20 protein-coding genes are annotated in these 20607 nt (G+C 68.8%); 11 read left to right on the forward strand and 9 right to left on the reverse strand.

Annotation, left to right across the window (positions count from 1 at the left end; genetic code table 11):
- Positions 1 to 19 precede the first annotated feature (19 nt).
- Positions 20 to 493 carry an SRPBCC domain-containing protein gene (locus FG323_RS14640; RefSeq protein WP_141455448.1) on the reverse strand — a complete coding sequence of 158 codons (474 nt, stop codon included), beginning with the start codon at positions 491 to 493 and terminating at the stop codon, positions 20 to 22.
- On the reverse strand, positions 486 to 1364 hold the full coding sequence (locus tag FG323_RS14645) for an EamA/RhaT family transporter (RefSeq protein WP_141455449.1): 879 nt from the start codon (positions 1362 to 1364) through the stop codon (positions 486 to 488). Before FG323_RS14645 ends, FG323_RS14640 begins: the two co-directional genes overlap by 8 nt.
- A 263-nt stretch (positions 1365 to 1627) precedes the next feature.
- On the opposite strand from FG323_RS14645, the gene FG323_RS14650 reads away from it, so the two are divergent.
- From FG323_RS14650 to glnE, 4 genes are all read left to right on the forward strand, one after another.
- On the forward strand, positions 1628 to 2536 hold the full coding sequence (locus tag FG323_RS14650) for a CsgG/HfaB family protein (RefSeq protein WP_255470207.1): 909 nt from the start codon (positions 1628 to 1630) through the stop codon (positions 2534 to 2536).
- A 118-nt stretch (positions 2537 to 2654) separates the two neighbouring features.
- Positions 2655 to 2933 carry a DUF493 family protein gene (locus tag FG323_RS14655; RefSeq protein ID WP_141455451.1) on the forward strand — a complete coding sequence of 93 codons (279 nt, stop codon included), beginning with the start codon at positions 2655 to 2657 and terminating at the stop codon, positions 2931 to 2933.
- Complete coding sequence (gene lipB / locus FG323_RS14660; RefSeq protein WP_255470195.1) at positions 2930 to 3589, forward strand: lipoyl(octanoyl) transferase LipB; 660 nt, start codon at positions 2930 to 2932, stop codon at positions 3587 to 3589. Before FG323_RS14655 ends, lipB begins: the two co-directional genes overlap by 4 nt.
- Before the next feature lie 183 nt (positions 3590 to 3772).
- Positions 3773 to 6583, forward strand: a complete 2811-nt coding sequence (gene glnE, locus FG323_RS14665; RefSeq protein WP_255470196.1) for a bifunctional [glutamate--ammonia ligase]-adenylyl-L-tyrosine phosphorylase/[glutamate--ammonia-ligase] adenylyltransferase — start codon at positions 3773 to 3775, stop codon at positions 6581 to 6583.
- 97 nt (positions 6584 to 6680) lie between these two features.
- Here glnE and FG323_RS14670 read toward each other — a convergent pair whose 3' ends face one another.
- The 3 genes from FG323_RS14670 to FG323_RS14680 all read right to left on the reverse strand — a co-directional run bounded on the left by FG323_RS14670 (position 6681) and on the right by FG323_RS14680 (position 9216).
- Positions 6681 to 7661 (reverse strand): hypothetical protein, encoded by a 981-nt coding sequence (locus tag FG323_RS14670; RefSeq protein ID WP_141455454.1) that lies wholly within the window; start codon positions 7659 to 7661, stop codon positions 6681 to 6683.
- A gap of 104 nt (positions 7662 to 7765) precedes the next feature.
- On the reverse strand, positions 7766 to 8149 hold the full coding sequence (locus FG323_RS14675; RefSeq protein ID WP_141455455.1) for a nuclear transport factor 2 family protein: 384 nt from the start codon (positions 8147 to 8149) through the stop codon (positions 7766 to 7768).
- An 83-nt stretch (positions 8150 to 8232) separates the two neighbouring features.
- The gene (locus tag FG323_RS14680) at positions 8233 to 9216 is read right to left on the reverse strand and encodes a mitochondrial fission ELM1 family protein (protein WP_255470197.1); all 984 of its coding nucleotides are present in this window, start codon (positions 9214 to 9216) and stop codon (positions 8233 to 8235) included.
- 233 nt (positions 9217 to 9449) lie between these two features.
- Between FG323_RS14680 and FG323_RS14685 the strand changes: the two genes are divergently transcribed.
- The 4 genes from FG323_RS14685 (at position 9450) to FG323_RS14700 (ending at position 12860) form a co-directional block, all read left to right on the forward strand.
- On the forward strand, positions 9450 to 10025 hold the full coding sequence (locus tag FG323_RS14685; protein WP_141455456.1) for a YceI family protein: 576 nt from the start codon (positions 9450 to 9452) through the stop codon (positions 10023 to 10025).
- A 169-nt stretch (positions 10026 to 10194) separates the two neighbouring features.
- Positions 10195 to 10392, forward strand: coding sequence for a zinc-finger domain-containing protein (locus FG323_RS14690; protein ID WP_141455457.1), 198 nt, complete (start codon positions 10195 to 10197; stop codon positions 10390 to 10392).
- A gap of 16 nt (positions 10393 to 10408) precedes the next feature.
- On the forward strand, positions 10409 to 11548 hold the full coding sequence (locus FG323_RS14695; protein ID WP_141455458.1) for a glycosyltransferase family 4 protein: 1140 nt from the start codon (positions 10409 to 10411) through the stop codon (positions 11546 to 11548).
- Positions 11523 to 12860, forward strand: coding sequence for an O-antigen ligase (locus FG323_RS14700; RefSeq protein ID WP_141455459.1), 1338 nt, complete (start codon positions 11523 to 11525; stop codon positions 12858 to 12860). Before FG323_RS14695 ends, FG323_RS14700 begins: the two co-directional genes overlap by 26 nt.
- A gap of 57 nt (positions 12861 to 12917) precedes the next feature.
- On the opposite strand, the gene FG323_RS14705 is transcribed toward FG323_RS14700, so the two are convergent.
- Positions 12918 to 13835, reverse strand: coding sequence for an LpxL/LpxP family Kdo(2)-lipid IV(A) lauroyl/palmitoleoyl acyltransferase (locus FG323_RS14705; protein ID WP_141455460.1), 918 nt, complete (start codon positions 13833 to 13835; stop codon positions 12918 to 12920).
- 34 nt (positions 13836 to 13869) lie between these two features.
- On the opposite strand from FG323_RS14705, the gene waaA reads away from it, so the two are divergent.
- Positions 13870 to 15168 carry a lipid IV(A) 3-deoxy-D-manno-octulosonic acid transferase gene (waaA, locus tag FG323_RS14710; RefSeq protein ID WP_141455461.1) on the forward strand — a complete coding sequence of 433 codons (1299 nt, stop codon included), beginning with the start codon at positions 13870 to 13872 and terminating at the stop codon, positions 15166 to 15168.
- Positions 15169 to 15176: 8 nt separating this feature from the next.
- Positions 15177 to 16418, forward strand: coding sequence for a CaiB/BaiF CoA-transferase family protein (locus FG323_RS14715; protein WP_220094182.1), 1242 nt, complete (start codon positions 15177 to 15179; stop codon positions 16416 to 16418).
- A gap of 95 nt (positions 16419 to 16513) precedes the next feature.
- On the opposite strand, the gene FG323_RS14720 is transcribed toward FG323_RS14715, so the two are convergent.
- The 3 genes from FG323_RS14720 to FG323_RS14730 form a co-directional block, all read right to left on the reverse strand.
- Complete coding sequence (locus FG323_RS14720; protein WP_141455462.1) at positions 16514 to 17905, reverse strand: TolC family outer membrane protein; 1392 nt, start codon at positions 17903 to 17905, stop codon at positions 16514 to 16516.
- Positions 17906 to 17925: 20 nt separating this feature from the next.
- The gene (locus FG323_RS14725; RefSeq protein ID WP_141455463.1) at positions 17926 to 18582 is read right to left on the reverse strand and encodes a protein-L-isoaspartate O-methyltransferase; all 657 of its coding nucleotides are present in this window, start codon (positions 18580 to 18582) and stop codon (positions 17926 to 17928) included.
- A gap of 147 nt (positions 18583 to 18729) precedes the next feature.
- A complete protein-coding gene (locus tag FG323_RS14730) occupies positions 18730 to 19395 on the reverse strand; it encodes a TetR/AcrR family transcriptional regulator (protein WP_141455464.1) in 666 nt (221 codons plus the stop codon).
- A gap of 110 nt (positions 19396 to 19505) precedes the next feature.
- Between FG323_RS14730 and FG323_RS14735 the strand changes: the two genes are divergently transcribed.
- Positions 19506 to 20603, forward strand: coding sequence for an efflux RND transporter periplasmic adaptor subunit (locus tag FG323_RS14735; RefSeq protein WP_255470198.1), 1098 nt, complete (start codon positions 19506 to 19508; stop codon positions 20601 to 20603).
- Positions 20604 to 20607 lie beyond the last annotated feature (4 nt).

Genomic DNA, 20607 nt, shown 5'->3' on the forward strand with positions numbered 1-20607 from the left:
GGCGGGTGGCCCGTTCCGCTCATTCACGGTCCAGGCCCTCGACGTAGGCCTTGAGCACATGCAGGGTTCCGGCCCAGTAGAACGCGGTGTGATGGAAGATCGCATCGGTGGGGAACCCATGTGCGCTGAGCGCCAGGCGGGTGCCGCCGTTTTCTTCCGCCAGATCGAAATGCAGGTGCGTCTGGTAGCCCGGTTCGTCCGCCAGTCCCGACAGCGAGCTGAGATAGCGATAGCCCAGCGCATGCGGTGGATCGAAAGCCAGCACCACGCCGCGATTCTCGAACGGCACGTGATGGAACCCGCGGATGGTGATGGGAGCGCCGACCCGCCAGTCGGTTTCCACCGCAATCCGCAACTCGGGTTCGCCCATCCAGCGCGGCAGGCGGGCGAGATCGGTGAGCGCGCGCCAGACCCGCGTGACGGGGGCATCGATGTGGACGTGGTCCCTCCACTCGCCACGGGCCACGTCATCGGCTCGCGTCGTGTCATCCATGCGCGAGGCTCGCGGCAATCAATCCCACCGACACCACCGCCAATCCGATGCCCAGCCAGTTGATCCGGCTGAGCTTCTCGCCAAAGGCGAACGTGCCCACCAGCGTGCCCAGCACCACCACGCCCAGGTTCATCGTCGCGAACACCACGGCGGGATGGGACGGCAGTGCCTGGTGGGCCTTGATGTAGAACAGGATGTTGGCGAAGTTGCAGGCGCCGACCAGCAATCCCGCGAGCAGCGCGGCGCCGTCGCGGCGGGGGGTTCCCTTGACCAGCCTCCCGCCTTGCAAGGCCAGCATGCAGGTCAGCGCGCCGGCGAAGGCGAGGGTCAGCGAGGCCGCGAATGGCGTGCCGGCCACGGCGATGCGCTTGAGCAGGATGTCGACCGCGGCATAACCCAGCAGCACGGTCAGCGGCAGCAGCCAGCGCGCCCGCGCGTCGCCGCCGGAGCCGGTGTCGCCCGCGCGCGGGCGCGACACGATCGCGGCGATGGCGATCAGGCCCAGCCCCAATCCCGCCAGCTTGCCGGCATCCGCGGTCTCGCCGAAGAACAGGAATGCCGCGCCCAGCGAGACCACCAGCGACAGGCGCTGGGCCACGTCGGTGCGGGCGATGCCGGCGGCCCGCACCGACGCCGCCATGGCCAGGAAGATGCCCGGCAGCAGGACCATCAGCAGTCCGAGCGCCAGCCACGGCGTGCCCGGGTCGCGCAGGCGGTCCAGAGGCGGGTCCAGGGTTGCGAAACAAAGCAGCAGGGCGGCCACGTAGTTGCCCAGGATCACCGGCACCATGCCCAGTCCGCGTCGCTGGGCCAGCTTCAACAGCACGCCGACCAGCACGCTGAACAGGACGCTGACAATCAAGAAGGGCATGGGCGGGCCGATAAGGAGGGGTTGGCGATTATCCCCCGCTGGCCGGGCGGGCGCCGGATTCGCGTTTCTGGTCAATGATCCCGGTACTTACGGGTCATGGAAGAAGGTTCGCATTCGCTTATCATCGCGGCTTCCGCGGGCTGCCATTCGGATGGTTGCGGCGGAGCAGGGGAGGGGCCACAGGCCCCGCAATGTTTCAACCAAACAGGGATTGATTTTTCATGTTGAAGATTTCTTTGAAGCAGGCCGCGCTGGCGGCCTCGATGCTGATGATCGCCGTGCCCGCCTTCGCCGCCAAGAGCGCCCAGGACACGCGCAAGGAAAAGGTCGCGCAGATTCCGACCTGCACCAAGCCGCTGGGCACCATCTCGGTGATCGAGCCGGAAGACGTGGTGAACTGGTGGACCGGCCAGCAGCTGCCGGCGCCGTCGCGCCTGATCAAGGTGTTCGTCAACAAGTCGCGCTGCTTCACCCTGGTGGATCGCGGCGTGGGCCTGAACGCCGCCATGAGCGAGCGCGCCCTGGCCGCCGACGGTGAGCTGCGCAACCGTTCCAACATCGGCAAGGGCCAGATCAAGGCGGCCGACTACGTGCTGGTGCCCGACCTGATCTCGCAGAACTCCAACGCCAGCGGCAACGCCATCACCGGCCTGCTGGGCGGCCTGATCGGCGGCACCGCCGGCGCCGTGGTGGGTGGCCTGAACTTCAAGAGCAAGACCGCCGACGTGGTCCTGACCCTGACCGACGTGCGCTCGTCCGAGCAGGTCGCGATGGCCGAAGGCAACGCCAAGAAGACCGACATGGGCTGGGGCGCGGGCGGCGGCCTGTTCGGCGGCAGCGGCGTGGGCGCGGCCGGCGTGGGCGGCTATGCCAACACCGAAATCGGCCAGGTCATCACCCTGGCCTACCTGCAGGCCTACACCGATCTGGTCACCCAGCTGGGCGGCGTGGCCGAGAACGCCTCGGCCGCCAGCGCGCAGCAGGCCGTGGAAATGACCAAGCCGGGCCGCCTGTTCGCCAACGCCAAGGGCACCGGCAAGGCCGTGCGCGATCTGGACGTGGGCATGATGCTGTACCCCACCGGCACCAAGGAAGGCGTGATGTGGGAAGTCGAGGATGAACTCGGCAACAAGGGCTGGGTTTCCTCCACCCTGGTGCAGCTGGCCCGCTGAGGCCCGCGCGCCACGACCGATGCTCCGGAGGCCGCGGGAAACCGCGGCCTTCGCGTTTTGCGGGGTCCGGGCCGGCCCGCGCTTGGTTTTCACCCGCACCGGCCCAATAATTCCCGCCATGGAAATCAAGTCCGACAACCCCGAACACGGCTTCCAGTTCCCCGGCACCTTCGAACTGAGCGCCATGGGCACCGCCAACGCGGGCCTGGAAACCGAACTCCCGAAACTGTTGACCCAGGCCGGCGTGGAAGTGATCCACGAGGACATCAGCTGGAAGCATTCGGCCAACGGCAAGTACGTGTCCGTGCGCATCGCCTTCCAGGCCGCCAGCCGCGAGCAGTACGACGCCGCCCACGAGGCCCTGCGCGCGCACCCGGAAGTGAAGTGGACGCTGTGAGCCGTCCCTGCGCGGTGCGTGAACTGGGGCGACAGCCCTACGAACCGGTGTGGCGGGCGATGCAGCGCTTCACCGACGCGCGCGACGAACAGACCCCCGACGAGCTGTGGCTGGTCGAGCACGATCCGGTGTTCACCCTGGGCCAGGCCGGCAAGCCGGAGCACGTGCTCGCGCCCGGCGACATCCCGGTGGTGCAGGTGGATCGCGGTGGCCAGGTGACCTATCACGGCCCGGGCCAGATCGTGGCCTATCCGCTGTTCGACCTGCCGCGGATGAAGGTCGGCGTGCGCGACTACGTCTGCAAGATCGAACAGGCGATGATCGATACCGTCGCCGAATGGAACATCCACGCCGAACGCAAGTCCGGCGCGCCGGGCGTGTACGTGGCCGGCGCCAAGATCGGCGCGCTCGGCATCCGCGTGCGCCACGGCCGCACCTTCCATGGCCTGGCGTTCAATGTCGCCATGGACCTGTCGCCTTGGCACCGCATCAATCCCTGCGGCTACGAGGGATTGCAGGTTGCCACGCTGGCCGATCTCGGTGGTCCCTCCGGCCTGGAACAGGTCAAGCCGGTGCTGCTGGAAAAGCTGGCCGCGCAGTTCGGCCTGGATCTGCAGCGCCAGGCCACCCTGCCGGATCTCTCGCTGGCCGCCTGATAAAGCCAGCAATGTCTTGTGGGAGCGACGTGAGTCGCGACCCCGTTGCCCGTGCCTTCCGCTTCTTCCCATGACGCGCATGCCCTGGGGAAAAGCACGGGTTTGCTTGCGCATCAGTTTTCCGGTCGCGACTCACGTCGCTCCTACAAACAAAGCCGGGACGGCATGCCACAATCCGGCGATATGGATGACAACGCCCCGGTTTCCGACACCGATCTCGATGCCCTGATCGAACGCGGCCTGGCCCGCCTGCGCGAATCCTCGCCTGGTTCGGCCGAGTTGTTGGCCGATCCCGCCCGCGCCGCGCGCGTCGGCAAGGTGATCCTGGCCAGCGACTTCGCCCTGGAAACCCTGCGCCGGCAGCCGGATCGGCTGGAAGCCCTGCTGCGTGACGACGGCGCCGCGCCCACGCCCGCGCCGATCCTGCAAGCCGATGAATCCGGACGCTGGCAAGAGCAATTGCGTCGCTACCGCACCGCCGAATCGACCCGCCTGATCTGGCGCGACGTGCTGGGCCTGGACGATGTCGACGCCATCCTCGCCGGCAGCACGCGGCTGGCGGAGAACTGCCTGCGCATCGGCCTGGAAGCGCTGGAAGCCGAATTCGCCCTGCGTCATGGCCTCGTGCGCGCCGCGGACGGCAGCGTGCAGCGGCTGGTGGTGTTCGGCCTCGGCAAGCTGGGCGGCGGCGAACTGAACTTTTCCTCCGACGTGGATCTGGTCTATGCGTTCCCGCATAACGGCGAGTCCGATGGCGCGCGTCCGCTGGCGGCGGAGGACTACTTCGCCCGCCTCGGCCAACGCCTGGCCAAGCTGCTGGACGAGCCCACGGTCGACGGCTTCTGCCATCGGGTGGATCTGCGCCTGCGTCCGTTCGGCAATGCCGGGCGGGTGGCGCTGTCGTTCGTCGGCATGGACCAGTACTTCCAGCGTGAAGGCCGCGACTGGGAACGCTACGCCTGGCTGAAGGCGCGTGCGGTCGCCGGCGACATCGAGGCCGGCGAGCGCTGGCTGGAAAGCCTGCGCCCGTTCGTCTACCGCCGCTATCTGGACTACACCGCGCTCGACGGCCTGCGCGAGATGAAGGCCGCGATCGCCGCGGAAGTGGCGCGCCGCGAACTGGCCGACGACATCAAGCGCGGCCCGGGCGGCATCCGCGAAATCGAATTCCTGGTGCAGGCGCTGCAGTTGATCCGGGGTGGCCGCGAACCGTCGCTGCGCGAGCGCCGGCTGATGCCGGCGTTGCGCGCGCTGGTCGCGACCCGCCAGGTGGTCGAAGGCGATGGCGCCGCGCTGGGCCAGGCCTACCGCTACCTGCGCCGGCTGGAAAACCGCCTGCAGATGCTGCGCGACGCGCAGACCCACGCCTTGCCGGACAACCCGCTGGATCGCGAACGCATCGCGCGCGGGCTGGACTACCCGGACTGGCCGGCGCTGCAGGCCGCCCTGCAGCGCCAGCGTGATCGGGTGGCGCAGGAATTCGCCGAACTGCTCGCGCCGCGCCGCGGCCAGGCCGAGCCGGGCGCGCTGGAACACTATTGGCGCGCATTGCCGGAAGGCGGTGACGAATCCGCGCTGGCCGACGCCGGCTTCGCAGACGCCGCCACCGCGGACGGCGCGCTGCGCGATTTCGCCCGTTTCTCCGGGGTGCGGGCACTGTCGGACACTTCGCGCGCGCGACTGGATCGGGTGGTGCCCGCATTGCTCGGCGCGGCGGCGCGATCGGCGCAGCCGGATGCCGCGCTCAAGCGGGCGCTGGCGCTGCTGCAGGCGATCCTGCGTCGGGCCAGCTATCTGGCACTGCTGGACGAACAGCCCAGCGCGCTGGCGCGCCTGGTCGACGTGCTGGCGCGCAGCGCGCTGCTGGCCGAACGGCTGGCGCTGTACCCGCTGCTGCTGGACGAACTGCTGGACGCACGCGTGTCCGGACCGCTGCCGGACAAGCAGGGCCTGCACGTCGAATGCAACCGCGCGCTGGAGGGCGGCGATGCCGAGTCGACCCTGCGCGAATTGAACGAACGCCGGCTGGCGCTGAGCTTCCGCATCGCCATGGCCGCGCTGGACCGTCGCCAACCCGCCCGCGAAAGCACCCGCCAGCTGGCCTGGCTGGCCGACGAAGTCGTGCGGGTGGTGCTGCGCACCGCCGAGGACGAGGTCGCGGCCGCGCACGGCCGCGTTCCGCAGGGACGCTTCGCGGTGATCGGCTATGGCAGCCTGGGTGGCGAGGAACTGGGCTTCGGCTCGGATCTGGATCTGGTGTTCCTCTACGACGCGCCCGCCGACGCGCAGTCCGACGGTGCGCGTCCCCTGGAAGCCGGACGCTGGTACGCGCGGCTGGCGCAGAAGATCGTCGCCCTGCTGGGTGCGGAGACCGGCGCCGGCCGGCTCTACGACGTGGACGTGCGCCTGCGGCCGGACGGCGCCAAGGGCCTGCTGGTGTCGTCACTGGCCAGCTACCGCGAATACCAGCGCGAACGTGCCTGGACCTGGGAACACCAGGCGCTGGTGCGCGCGCGCGGCGTTGCCGGCGACGAGGTGCTGCAGCAGGATTTCGAGGACATCCGCGACACCACCCTGTCGCGGATGCGCGATCCGGCGCAGTTGCGCGACGACGTGGTGAAGATGCGCCAGCGCATGCGTGCGGAACTGGACCGCAGCGACGCCGCCCGCTTCGATCTCAAGCAGGGCGAAGGCGGCCTGGTCGATCTGGAGTTCCTGCTGCAGTACCGGGTGCTGCGTGAATCCGACGCCGCCCCCGCGCTGCTGACGCCGCGCAACACCGCCTCGCTGATCGCCGCGCTGCTGGCAACCGGCCGCATCGACGAACCGACCGCGCAGGCGCTGACCCAGGCGCATACCGTGTTCCTCGCCGAAGGCCTGGCCTGCACCCTGGATCGGCGCCCGCGACTGGTGCCGGAGACCGCCGCCATCGCCACTGCCCGCGCCGCCGTGCGCCATGTGCTGGCGGCCCACGATCTCGATTTCGGCGGGTAACCCTGTGGTGTTGTGTAGGAGCGACGTCAGTCGCGACCGTAGTCTCCGTACCGCCGGTATCTCCGGTCGCGACTGACGTCGCTCCTACAAAAACAACTCACTCCCCCGCATAAAACCCCGAACGCTTCAGGAATGCCTCCACCTTCGCACCGTCGCGATAGTTGAGCTCGATGATCTCGGCCAGCGCGCGTGACTTGTCGGACGCGCGCTGGTAGTAGTCGCGCATGATCGCGTAACCGATGTAATAACCCAGATCGCCCGTGCCGTAGGCATTGTCCGGGCCGTTGTAGAGCCAGCCGCTCCAGTCCGTTTCGCGCATCTGCGCCCTGAAATCACGCTTGAGCGCAGCTTCGTTGCGCGGTCCGTAGCGCATGTACGGTTGCGCAGGGACCTGCCCGGTAATGCGCTCCGCGACGAAGTCCGCCGCGCCTTCGTACATCGCCTGCGCCAGCAGGTTGGCGCCGGGCCCCTTCTGTTGGGTGTGCACGTACTCGTGCACGTTCAGCAGCACCAGCTGCGTGCCCGGCTCGCTGCGGAAATAGACGCCCAGCGCCCTGGACATGCGCTCCGGCAGTTCGGAGACATCGGTCCGCGAATCACCGCCGGCGATTTCCGCGCCGATCAGCACCTTGTCACCGAGCGTGGTGCCGCTGGAGCGCAGGCAGCCGATGGCGAAATAGATCCGGGCCGGTCGCAATGCCGGATACAACTCGCGGAAGCGGGCGATGCCAGGCGCGAACTCGCCGCCGCGCGCCGCCAGCGCCAGCGATCCGGCGCGCACCGAGTTCCAGAACTTCGGATAGCGCCGGATCGCATCCAGATAGCAATCCGCGTCATAGCCCTTGGCCTGCATGAATGCCTTCAGGCCCGCGCTGCCGGGATCGAGGAAATCCCGCTGCAGGATCCGGCGCCGGTCCGCGTCGTCCGGTGTGGCGACGATGCGGTCATAGGCGGTCCAGAAGCGCTCGACATCGGCCGATTCGACTGCGTCGTCCCCGCCGTCGCTCCGCCCCAGCCCCGGCAGGGCCAGGATCATCAGGCCCAGCAGCAGGGCGCCCAAGACGTGTACGTAGCGCATGCCGTCACCCTCGCCGCTGGAAAACAGGAACCGGTTGGATGCGTCGGGCGGGCAGGGCGTTTAAAGCGGCCGTCGATGGCAATCCTGGCCATCGGTGGAGGCACTCAACTGAAATCGACCAGATGATTGATTCGGTCACCGGCGAAGCCGAACTCCGACCGTCCCTGCAACGCCAGTTCTGTGCCCGCGGACGGGCCGTCGGGAATGTCCTGGGCGAGGGTGCCGCGATAGTCGATCTCCACGATCGTCCGCTCGGGATCGAAACGCCATGATGTCACCCGCTGCTCGCGGACGGAGAACAACCACCGCGATTGCTCGGCGAGCGCGCGGAAGGCGTCGCGCCCGTCGGTGGCCGTGGTGAGCGCGCCGCCGGCATGGTTCTCGAAGCGCACGTCGTCGGACAGCAATGCGACCATGCCATCGATATCGAAGGCGTTGTAGGCAGTGATGTAACGTTGGATCAGGGCCTGCTTGTCGGCATCGTTCATGGAAACACCGCGCGGGGGAGGAAGGCCCACTTTATCCGCCACCGCCGTGATCGCGCTGTTTCCTTGATGCGGGCCGTTTCCCGTCAGCCGACGGAACCGCCCAGCCGTTCCCGCAGCAGGCCGGCCACGCGCGCGGTTTCGCGCAACGGCTCGACCGCAAACGGCGCCAGCTTCCCGTCCATGGCGCGGATCCGGCCGCTGGCCAGCAGCGCGTCGAGGAACCGGCGCGGCCGTCCGCTCACGCGCGGCGGATCGAACACGAATACCGGCACGCGGGTGGCGCAGGCTTCGGAGATCATGTTGACCGAATCCGGCGAGCACACGATGCGGTCGGCCCAGGCGAGCAGTCCCGGATAGGGATTGGCGCCGTCGGCGTCGTCGATCCAGGTCAGTCCAGGCGTCTCGACGAAGCGGTGGCGCAGCGCGTCGCGGACCTGCGCGTCGGTCCGCCGCGAAGCGGTGATCAGCAGGCTGCCGCCGTCGCGGGCGAGCATCGCCTCCAGCCGGCCGGCCAGCACTTCGAAGGCATTGCGGTCGAAGCGGGCATGCGCGCTTCGACCGCCCAGCAATACGGCGGTGCGTGGTCCGGGCAGATCCGCGAACGTGGCGAATCCGTTGCGCGCCCGCGCCAGCCAGGCGTCGTCGATGGGATTCAGGCTGCCCTGCACGGTGAGAACGTTGGCGCCAGACAGGCCGTCATGCGCCGGCGCGACGACCCAGTTCCACAGCGAGGGATCCAGCCGGGGATCCAGGATCTGCACGACCTGGCTGCCCACCGAGCGTAGCAAGCGGGTGGCGAGCGCGGCCTGCCGGCCGCAGCCGATGGCCAGTCGCGGCGGGGCGGCCAGCGCGGTCCGGAACGCGGACCCGAACGCCCCCGTGTCCCCGGGCAGCCGCCGAGGCGCCCACCAGCGCCAGGGCGCGCTCGGTCGCAGGACCAGTGCCTCGCGCGGTGCCGCCTCCAACGCGTCGGCCAGGGCCGACGCCTGGCGGACGTTGCCCGCATGGCCGTCAGTGAGGGTCCAGAGGCGGTCGGAAAGCAGGGCGGGGCGGTCTGTTTGTTCCACCTGTCAAAACAATCCGTTCCGGAGCAGCCGGATGATCGCCAAAGTCGGGACACTCTACACTGGCCGGGTTGTGATTCGCGCGGTCGGGCGAATCCGACGTGCCCGATCCCGCCTCCTTTCGGATGAACCTTTTTCCCGGGTCTTCCGCCGGCCGTCGGTCATGTCGCCCGCCTCGACCCTGCCTTGACGAAGCCTGACGTATTCGACTGACCACCACCCCCGGAGATTCCACCATGCGCAAGACCCTGTTGATTGCCGCCCTGTTCGCGTTCGCCGGTTCCGCGTTCGCCGCCCCGGTCACCTACAAGATCGATCCCAACCACACCGACGTGATCGCCCAGTGGAGCCACTTCGGCTTCTCCAACCCGAGCGCGCACTTCGGCAAGGCCGACGGCACCATCGTTTATGACGCCGAGAACGTGTCCGCGTCCAAGGTCGAGGTGACCCTGCCGCTGTCGGGCCTGAACAGCTTCGTCGCCGATTTCGACGAGCACCTGCGCAGCGCCGATTTCTTCGATGCCGCCAAGTTCCCGGCCGCCACCTTCAAGAGCACCAAGGTGGAAGCCGCCGGTGAAGGCAAGCTCAAGGTCACCGGCAACCTGACCATCAAGGACATCACCAAGCCGGTGGTGCTGGACGTGACCCTGAACAAGGCCGGCGAGCACGCCATGGCCAAGCGCGCGGCGATCGGCTTCGACGCCACCACCACCGTCAGCCGCACCGAATTCGGCGTGGGCAAGTACGCGCCGGCGGTCAGCGATGAAGTGAAACTGCGCATCACCACCGAAGCGATGGTGCCGAAGGAGTAAGTCTCCCCGGGGCCGGTGCCCCTCCCTCCCCCGACCGGCCCACCCGCGCCGTCCGGTTTCCGCCGGGCGGCGTTTCTTTTTTTCGCCGGCCTTGTCCGCGGCGCGCGCACGGGCCCGGTTTCCCCACCGGTGGTAAACTTCCCCGGTTCCCCCGAATCGCATCGCCGCCATGAGCCAGACCGCCACCGCGCCCGCCAACGCCGAGAAGCGCTACACCGTGCATCGCGCCGACCTGCCGTTGAGCTGCCCGCTGCCGTCGATGGCGCTGTGGAACTCGCATCCGCGCGTGTACCTGCCGATCGAGGATGCCCCGGGCGGCGAAGTCCAGTGCCCGTACTGCGGCTCGCACTTCGTCCTCGCCGACTGATTCCGGCCGGGCCGCGATGCCCCGCCTGACCGTGGTGCAACTGCTGCCGGCGCTGGAGTCCGGCGGCGTGGAGCGATCGACCCTGGAGATCGTCGAGGCACTGGTCCAGAGCGGCCATCGCGCCATCGTCGTCTCCGCCGGCGGCCGGCTGGTGCCCGCGCTGGAACAATCCGGCGCCGAACACGTCACTCTCGACATCGGCCGCAAGTCGTTGCTGACCCTGCGACACGTCCGCAGCCTGCGCGATCTGTTCCTGCGCGAGCGCCCGGATCTGGTGCATGCGCGTTCGCGCCTGCCGGCGTGGCTGGGGTGGAAGGCGCTGGGCGCATTGCCCGCCGCGCGGCGTCCGCGCTTCGTCACCACCGTGCATGGCCTCAACTCGCCGGGCCGCTACAGCGCGATCATGACCCGTGGCGAGCGGGTGATCTGCGTATCGGAAACTGTCCGCGACTACGTGCTGGCGCATTATCCGCGCACCGATCCCGGCAAGCTGCGGGTGATCCCGCGTGGCATCGATCCGACGCGCTTCCCACATCGGGCGTGGCCTGATCGGGCGATGCGCGCCGAATTTGCCAGCGAATACCCGGGCCTGGCGGGCGAGGGCCCGCTGCTGCTGCTGCCCGGTCGCGGGACGCGGCTGAAGGGACATGGCGATGCGGTCTCGCTGCTCGGCCAGCTGCGTGCGCAGGGACGGGACGCGCGATTGTGGATGCCCGGCGCGCGCGAAGCCGGTCGCGAGCAGTACATCGAAGAACTTGAATGGCAGGCGGAGCAGGGCGGCTTCGGCGACGCGCTGGTGATCACGCCACCGACCGCGCGCATCGCCGATGCCTATGCCGCGTCGGATCTGGTGCTGCAACTGTCGCGCAAGCCCGAGGCGTTCGGCCGCACCGTCATCGAAGCGCTGTCGGTGGGACGTCCGGTGGCGGGCTGGGCCCATGGCGGCGTCGGCGAACTGCTGGCGGAACTGCAACCGCAGGGCGCGGTGCCGCCGTTCGACGAAGCCGCGCTGCTGCGGACCACGCAATCCCTGCTGGCTTCGCATCCGCCGCCTTCAGCGGCTACGATGCGGGCCTACACCCTGCGTGCGATGCAGGACGCCACGCTCGCCACCTATCTTGAACTCGCCCATGACCGTCAGCCCGCCGATCACTGAGAACGCGCAGCACGCGCCACACGGCTGGCGCTGGGCGCCGGCGTGGGTGCTGACGTTCGTCGCGTTATGGCCGATGCCCGGATTCGCCGAGGGCGTGATGGTGCTCGGCGCACTGGCGGCCATCGTCCGCTTGCTGCTGGCGCGCTTCCGCGGCAGTGCCAGCCTGCTCAGCAATCCGGCGTGGGCGCTGACCAGCGTGATGTTCCTGGCCTACTGGCTGCCCGAGCTGATTTCAGCCGTCGAGGCGGTCGACTCCGCACGCGCGCTGCGCGAGGCGGTGGTGGATCTGCGCTACCTGCCTTTCCTGTGGCTGGTCGCCGCCGCGGTGGCCAACGAACGCGGCCGGCGAACCACGTTCGGCGGCCTTGCCGTCATCGTGGCGCTATGGACCTGCGATGCGTTGCTGCAGGCGGTGTCGGGCACCAGTCCATTGTTCTGGAGCCTGGACCAGCTCAAGCAGCTGACCAGCGGCCATTCCATGTGCACGGCCGAGGATGTGGCGGTGCTGGATCGCCTCAGTGGCTTCCTGGGCCCCTGCAATCTCAAGCTGGGCGTGGTGCTGGCCAGCCTGTCCCCGTTCGTGCTGTTCGCCGCGGGCCGGAAGCTGGGAACCTTCGGATGGGTCGCCGCGGCCGCGGCGGTGGGCGTGGTGATCATCCTCGCCGGCGCGCGCGCCGCCTGGATCACCTATGCGCTGGTGCTGGTGTTCTCCGGCCTGCCGCTGTTGGGCTGGAAGCGACTGCTGGCGGTGTTCGCCTTCGGCGCGTTGGCACTGGTGGCGCTCGGCGTGTCCTCGCCGCAGCTGCGCGAACGCCTGGATCGCACCAGCCAGGCCCTGGCCGCCGATGAGGACGGCGTCGACATGGCGCTGTCCGGACGTACCCAGATCTGGGGCGCGGCATGGTGCATGGTCAAGGAGCAACCGATCAACGGCGTCGGCGTGCGCGGATTCCGCAAGGCGTTCCCCGACTGCGATCCCTTGCACGGCGGCCGCCCGGCCTGGGGCCACGGCCCCGCGCTGCATGCCCACCAACTGGTGCTGGAAGTACTGAGCGAAACCGGCGCCATCGGCCTGCTGCTGTGGCTGGCCGGCGCCGCGCTGGCCTGGCGCGCCTGGCGCTATGCGACCCCGCAGGCCAAGGAACGCGCGCGCCCGGCGATGCTGGCGCTGGCGGTGACGGTGTTCCCGTTCAATACCCACCTGGCGTTCTATTCGACGTTCTGGGGCGGGCTGACCCTGATGCTGGCCGCGCTCTACACCGGCAGCCTGCTGGCCCGCGAGGCCGCGCCGGAATCCCCGTCGGTGGCCTGATCCGGTCGGCGGCCACGGCGACCTGAGCCGAAGCGCCTCTCATCCGGAGTGCGCGGACTATGGGTCGTAACGCTTGCTGCGACCCTCGGGCTGGCGCTTGAAGCGGCGGTGGATCCACAGGTACTGCGCCGGCGCTTCCCGCACCATCGCTTCGATCTGCGCGTTGACGCGCGCGCTGTCGGCCACCGCGTCCTGCGACGGGAAATCCTCCAGCGGCGGCGCCACCCGCAGGATGTAGCGGCCGCCTTCGCGGCGATGGAAGAACGGCACCACCGCGCATCCGGTCAGGCGCGCGAGCTGGTGGGTGGCGGTGATGGTGGCGGCCGGCACGCCGAAGAACGGCGCGAACACCGTGTCCTTGCCGCGCATGTCCTGGTCCGGCGCATACCAGAGGAAACCGCCCTGCTTGAGATGGCGGACCGCGCCGCGGATCTCGTCGTTGGTGAACATGTGGGTCGCATAGCGCAGGCGACCGCGCTTGACCGCCCATTCGAACACCGGATTGCGATGGCGCCGGTACATCCCGGCCAGCTCGATGTGGTCGCAGATCAGCCGGCCGCACATCTCCAGGGTCATGAAGTGCCCGGACACCATCAGCACGCCGCGTCCCTGCGCACGCAGCGCCTGCAGGTGTTCCAGTCCTTCGACGACCACGTCGCGCCGCATCGGCGTGATCGAGCCCCACCAGGCGCGCGCGAACTCGAACAGGCCGACGCCCAGCGCCTGGAAGCTGTCCTTCAGCAGTGCCTGCCGCTCCGCCGCGTCCACATCGGGAAAGCACAGCGCGAGATTGACCTCCGCCGCGCGCCGGCGCGAAGGCGCCAGGTACGGCGCCAGCCAGCCGATGCACGCGCCCAGCGCGCGCTGCACCGGCCAGGGCAACCGCGCACCGGCGACCATGACACCCAGGCCAAGCCACTTCAGCCACAGGCGAGGGGAGAACGGGGGACGGACGGGCATCTGCGGGGCGGCCATGGCTTAATTCTAGCGTCTTACCTATCCTTTCCCGATGCGGAAGGACTTCACCGAGCGTTTGTTGCGTGGCCTGTACTCGGGCGCGCTGTACCTGTTGACGCCCGTCACCGTGTACCACCTGATCTGGCGCGGTTTCCGCTTCGCCGAGTATTTCCAGCGCTGGAACGAGCGTTTCGGCAGCTACGAGCGCAAGCCGGAGCCGGCGGACATCTGGCTGCACGCGGTCTCGGTGGGCGAAGTCAACGCCGCCGCGCCGGTGGTGGAAGCCCTGCGCCGCGCGCGTCCGGACCTGCGCTGGGTGGTCACCACCATCACCCCGACCGGCTCGGAACGGGTCGCCGCGCTGTGGGGCGACAGTGTCGAGCACGTCTATGCGCCCTACGACCTGCCCGGCGCGGTCGGACGCTTCCTGGACCATTACCGCCCGGCGATCGGCCTGGTGATGGAAACCGAGCTCTGGCCCAACCTGCTGTTCGGTTGCCAGGACCGCCACATACCGACCTACATCCTCAACGGTCGCCTGTCGGCGCGTTCGCTGCGCGGCTACAGCGTGCTGCGGCCATTGATCGCGCGCACCCTGCGCACCCTGCGCCGGATCGCCGCGCAGTCCGATGCGGATGCGCGCCGGTTCGTGGTGCTCGGCGCGGATCCGGAACAGGTGCGCGATATCGGCAACCTCAAGTTCGATGTGCGTGTTCCCGAGGGACTGGACGCGTTCGTGGCGGGCTTCCGCGAGAACGCCGGCCGCCGTCCGGTCTGGATCGCGGCCAGCACCCACGAGGACGAGGAATCGGCGGTGCTGGCGATCCATCGCCATCTGCGCGCGCGCTGGCCGGATCTGCTGTTGTTGTGGGCGCCACGCCATCCCGAGCGCTTCCCGCGCGTGCAGGAAGCGGCCGAAGCCGCGCATCTGCGCACGGCCTCCCGTCGCGGGAAGCGTTGGCCGGCCGCGGATACCGACGTGTTCGTCATCGATACGCTGGGCGAACTGGCCTCGTTCTACGCCTGCGCGGACGTGGCTTTCGTCGGCGGCAGCCTGCAGCCGATCGGCGGCCACAACCTGCTGGAGCCGGCCGCGGTGGGTACCCCGGCGGTGACCGGTCCGCATCTGCACAACTTCGTCGAGATCGCCAAGCGGCTGAGGGAAGCCGATGCGCTGATCGTCGGCCAGGACGCGCAGGCGGTGGCGGCCGGCGTGCAGCGGCTACTCGAGGATCCGGTCGAATGCCAGCGCATGGCCGACAACGGACGCGCGCTGGTCGAGCACGGACGTGGCGCGCTGGCGCGCACACTGGCGATGATCCAGCCGGATCTGCCGCCCTCGGTGGACTGATTGCGCCGATGAGCATGCCCGTCATTCCTCCGCAGGCGCTGTCCGGCGTGCGGGTGCTGGATCTGTCGCGCGTGCTGGCGGGACCGTGGTGCACGCAGACGCTGGCGGACCTGGGCGCCGACGTGATCAAGATCGAGCGACCCGGCAGCGGTGACGACACCCGTGGCTGGGGGCCGCCGTTCCTGCGCGATCGCGACGGCCAGGAGACCGGTGAATCGGCGTACTACCTGTGCGCCAACCGCAACAAGCGCTCGCTGGCGGTGGATATCGCGACCGCCGACGGGCAGGCGCTGATCCGCCGGCTGGCGCGGGGTTGCGACGTGGTGGTGGAGAATTTCAAGGTCGGCGACATGGCGCGCTACGGACTGGATGCCGCCCGCCTGCGCGCCGATGACCCGCGCCTGATCTATTGCTCGATCACCGGTTACGGACAGACCGGGCCCTATGCGCGCCGCCCCGGTTACGACTTCGCCGTGCAGGGATTGGGCGGACTGATGAGCGTGACCGGCGAACGCGACGGTTTGCCCGGTGCGGGGCCGCAGAAGGTGGGCGTCGCCGTCGCCGACCTGTTCACCGGTATGTACGCCACGGTCGCCATCCTGGCGGCGTTGCGGCATCGCGATATGACTGGAGAAGGACAGGTCATCGACATGGCGCTGCTCGATGCGCAGGTGGCGATGCTGGCCAATCTCGGCAGCCAGTATCTGGTAGGCGGCGTCGTGCCGCACAGGATGGGCAACGGCCATCCGAGCATCGTGCCATACCAGGCGTTCGAGGCCGCCGATGGCCACGTCATTCTCGCGGTCGGCAACGATGCGCAGTTCGCGCGCTTCTGCGCCATCGCCGGACATCCGGAATGGGCCGGTGATCCGCGTTTCGTCCGCAACGCCGATCGCGTGCGCAACCGCGACGCGCTGGTTCCGTTGATCACGGACGCGATGCGCATGCGCAGCCGCGAGGATTGGCTGGCCGTGCTGGAAGCCGGCGGCATTCCCTGCAGCCCGGTCAACGACATCGACGAAGTGTTCGCGGACCCGCAGGTGCGTGCCCGTGGTCTGCGGGTGAGCGTGGACCATCCCGCGCGGGATGCGCTGCCGTTGGTGGCCAGCCCGCTGAGACTGTCGGCCACGCCGGTGCGCTATCGAAGCGCGCCGCCGCTGCTGGGACAGCACAGCGAAGAAGTCCTGCGCGAGTGGGGACTCTCCACCCGGGAAATAGACGAGCTGCGCGCGCGGGGTGTCATCTCCTGAAGGAGCCTGTGGACGCGCGGCGGGATTCTGGATTGAACGCATAAAAAAACGGCGGGCCGAAGCCCGCCGTTTCTGTTGTCCACTGCCTGATCCGATCAGTTCGCGCTGGTGGCCGCCGGCGCCAGACGCGCCTCGGCGTTGACCGTCAGCAGGCGGTTCACGTCCTCGACATCGGCGCGCTCCAACGTGCCGGCGGCCTGCTCCAGCAACAGCCGGTTCTGCAGGTACTGGTACTTGGAGCGGGCGTACTCGACCTGCGCCTGGAACAGCGTGCGTTGGTTCTGCAGCACGTCCAGCACGGTGCGGGTACCGACTTCCAGGCCAACCTCGGAAGCGTCATAGGCGCTCTGCGCCGAGACCACCGCCAGGCGACGGGCCTCGACTTCGCTCACGCCCGCGACCAGCGCCTGGTAGACGTTGCTGGTGTTGCGGACCAGGGCGCGCTTGGTCTGCTCGACGGTGTCGTCGGCGATATCGCGCTGGGCCAGGGCCTGGCGCACGCGCGACTGGGTGGCGCCACCGGCGAACAGCGGCACGTTCAGGGTGATACCCCACCGGTGGCCTTCGGAATCGCTCGAAATGCCCGGGCTGCCGGGGCCGTGCACGGAGTCCCAATTGGCACCGTTGCTGTAGCTGCCCTGGAAGCTGAGAGTCGGGTAGTGGCCGGCGCGCGCACTGGACACGCCGAAGTCGGCGGCCTGCTTCTGGAACTCGGCGGCTTTCAGCGCCGGATTCTGCTCGACCGCGCGATCCACCCAGCCCTGCGCCGATTGGTCGGCCGGCAGTTCGGGACGGAAATCGTCCGGCAGGCCCTGCAGGTTGCTGATCGGCTGGCCGGTCAGTTCGGTCAGGGCGCGGTAGGTGTCGTCCAGGGTGTTGCGGCTCAGGATGGTGCTGGCGCGGGCGCTGTCGTACTGCGCACGGGCTTCATGCACGTCGGTGATCGGCGCCAGGCCGACTTCGAGGCGCTTCTGGGTGTAGTCGAACTGCTTCTTGGCGGCGGCTTCGTTGGTCTGGGCCGCGGCCAGCGACTCGATCGCGATCAGCACGTCGAAGTAGGCCGCCGACGTGCGGGTGATCAGCTCCTGGTTCGACGAATTGAGGTTGTAGTCGGCCGCGGTGCTGTTGGCGCGCTCGGCACGCAGGTTGGCGATGCGGCTCCAGTCGAAGATCGACTGGCTCAGCGTCGCACCGTAGGTGCGGCCCTTGGTGTCGCCGACCGCGACGACGTTGCCGAATTCATCCTGCTGGAAATTGCCGGGTCGGCTGCTGTGCGAACGCTCATAGCCCACCGAGCCACTGAGCTGCGGCAGCAGCGCGGCTCGCGCCTGCACTTTGCCTTCCTTGGTGCTCAGCGTGTTGGACTCGGCGATGGACAGCTGGGTATCACCGGTCCGCGCCAGATCGAAGGTCTGGAGCAGGTCGGTGGCGCTGGCGCCGACGGGCAGGGCAAGGGCGAGCGCGAGTACGAGGGGGCGACGGCTCATGCGGTTTCCTTATTGATCCTTTAGAAGACGAACTTCGGCGCCGGGGCGGCGCCGACAAGGTAGGCGAGATCAGTCTCGAACAACGATTCGATGCGGCCGCCGTTGACATCGGCGTGGTGCAGGACCGCTTCCATCACCGGCGACTGTCCGCGCACGACGAACAGGCGGCCGCCGGGGCGCAGCCATTCCAGGAAACGCGCCGGGATGCTGTCCACCGCCGCGGTCACGCAGATCGCATCGAAGCGGCGCTCGGTCGTGTAGTGCAGCGCATCCGCGGTTTCGATGCGTACGTTGTTGCCCAGGCCGGTGCGATCCAGGCGCTCGCGCGCGGCGGCGGCCAGCTCGGGCTGGATTTCCAGGCTCACCACGTCGCGCGCCAGCGCGCCCAGGCAGGCCGCCATATAGCCGCTGCCGGTGCCGATCTCCAGCACTTCCTCATCGGACTGGATGTTGAGGGCCTGCAGGGCACGACCCTCGAGCACCGGCTTCATCATCTTCTGGCCGTGGCCCAGCGGAATCTCCAGATCCGCGTACGCCAGCGCGCGGTGAATCTCCGGTACGAACGCCTCGCGCGGCAGCGTGGCCAGCACGTCCAGCACGCGGACTTCCAGCACGTCCCAGGGACGTACCTGCTGTTCGACCATGTTTTCGCGGGCGAGGGAGTAATCGATCGTCATGGGGGAAATCATCCGGCGCGTGGGACTGGGTCGAGCATTTTACCGGGACGGCCCCGGTCGCGCTCGGGAAGGATCGCGGCTGGCCCCCGCAGGGCGCAGTGCCGGAAGTCACCGCGACCTCCGTCGGGCATCCTCGGCGGCATGAGCCTAGCGCTTTCCGTAGGCCCGCAGGAACAGGTCCACGCTGGCATCCAGGTGGCTGTCCACGTCGCCCCGGCCGGGCCGCTCGCACAAGCCGCACATCATGCGTCCATGGAGATCGCCCTTGATCAGGGTGAAGAACTGCTCGGCGGCCCGGGGCACGTCGGGGATCTCCAGCTCGCCCGCATCCACGCGCGCCTGCAGCAGGGCGGCGAAGGCGTCGTGGGTGCGCTGTGGCCCGGCCTGCCAGAACACCTGCTTCAGGTTGTCGTCGATGTTGCCGGGGACCAGCATCATCCGGTGGGTGCTGATGGCCTCGTCGCTGCTGATCAGGGCGAAAAACGCCTGGGCGATGACCCGCAACTGGTCGCGTAGCGGTCCCTTGAGTTCGATCTGGAACAGGTCGTCGGGCAGCATTTCCTCGCATTTGGCCCGCACGGCCTCGGTGAACAAGGCTTCCTTGTCACCGAAATGGCTGTATACGGTCAGCTTGGAGACGCCGGCCTCGGCGGCGATCTGATCCATCGAGGTTCCTCCGAAGCCCTCGCGGGCGAACAGCCGCTTGGCGGCGTCGAGGATGGCGGCGCGCTTGCCGAGATCCTTGGGACGCCCGGGCCCGGTGGCGGGCTTGGCGGCAGGACGGCGGCTGGCGGGGGGAACGGGGCTGGCCATTCGGCAATACTAGACTACTCGGTTCGATATTTATACTATACCGGCAAGTCCATTAATTACTGAATGACAACGGAGTCGCCATGCACAGGCAGGGCTTGCGCGGGATCGGAATGGGTCTGTTCCTCGGATTGGCGCTGTCGGCCTGCGGAGGAAGCGATGAAACCGCGGAAACCCCGCGGCCGGCCATGGTGGTGCATCCTGTCGGCGGGGTCGAGGCGGCGCTGACGGCTTATGCCGGTGAGGTGCGGGCCCGCGAGGAGAGCCCGTTGTCGTTCCGGGTCGGCGGCAATCTGACCCGTCGAAACGTCGATGCCGGTGCGCGGGTGCGGCGCGGAGAAATCCTGGCGCTGCTGGATCCGGGCGATTTCAGCCTGCAGGAGCAGGCCGCACGCGCCGAACTGGCCGCCGCCGAGGCCGAACTGGCCCGCACCCGCGGCGACCGGGATCGTTACGCCAAGCTGGTCGAGCAGTCGGTGGTCAGCCGCTCCGCCTACGACGCGCAGGTCGCGGCCTGGAAGGCCGCCGACGGCCGGGTCCGCGCCGCCCGCGCGCAGATGGAAGTGATGCGCAACCAGGCGGGCTATTCGCAGCTGCGCGCGCCGCGCGACGGCGTGATTGCCAGCCGCCAGGCCGAAGCGGGCCAGGTGGTCGCCGCCGGGCAGACCATCTATACGCTGGCTGCCGATGGCGGACGCGAGGTCGCCATCGGCCTGCCGGAAAACCGCATCCGCGAGTTCAGCGTCGACCAGCCGGTGCTGGTGGAACTGTGGAATGCGCCGGGCGAGCGGTTGCCGGGCGCCATCCGCGAAATCGCACCCGCGGCCGATCCGCAGACCCGCACTTACGCCGCGCGGGTCAGCTTGGTTGGCGAAGCGGTCAACGCGGTCGAACTGGGCCAGAGCGCGCGCGTCTACGTGCAGGAACACGGCGCCAAGGCGGCGCTGAAGCTGCCGCTGTCGGCGGTGCAGCGTGGCGCCAAGGGTGGCACCGCGGTCTGGGTGGTGGACCCGAAGACCGCCAAGGTGTCGCTGCGTCCGGTCCGGCTCGGCGCCTACGGCGATACTGAAGTACCCGTGCTGTCCGGTGTCGCCGCAACCGACTGGGTCGTGGTCGGCGGCGGCCATCTGCTGCGCGAAGGCGTGGCGGTGACGCCCGTGGATCGGGACAACCGCCCCGTGCTGGCGGTGCCCGCCAAGGAAGCACGCTGATGAA

Source organism: Pseudoxanthomonas sp. z9, assembly GCF_006542425.1.
Taxonomy (GTDB): domain Bacteria; phylum Pseudomonadota; class Gammaproteobacteria; order Xanthomonadales; family Xanthomonadaceae; genus Pseudoxanthomonas_A.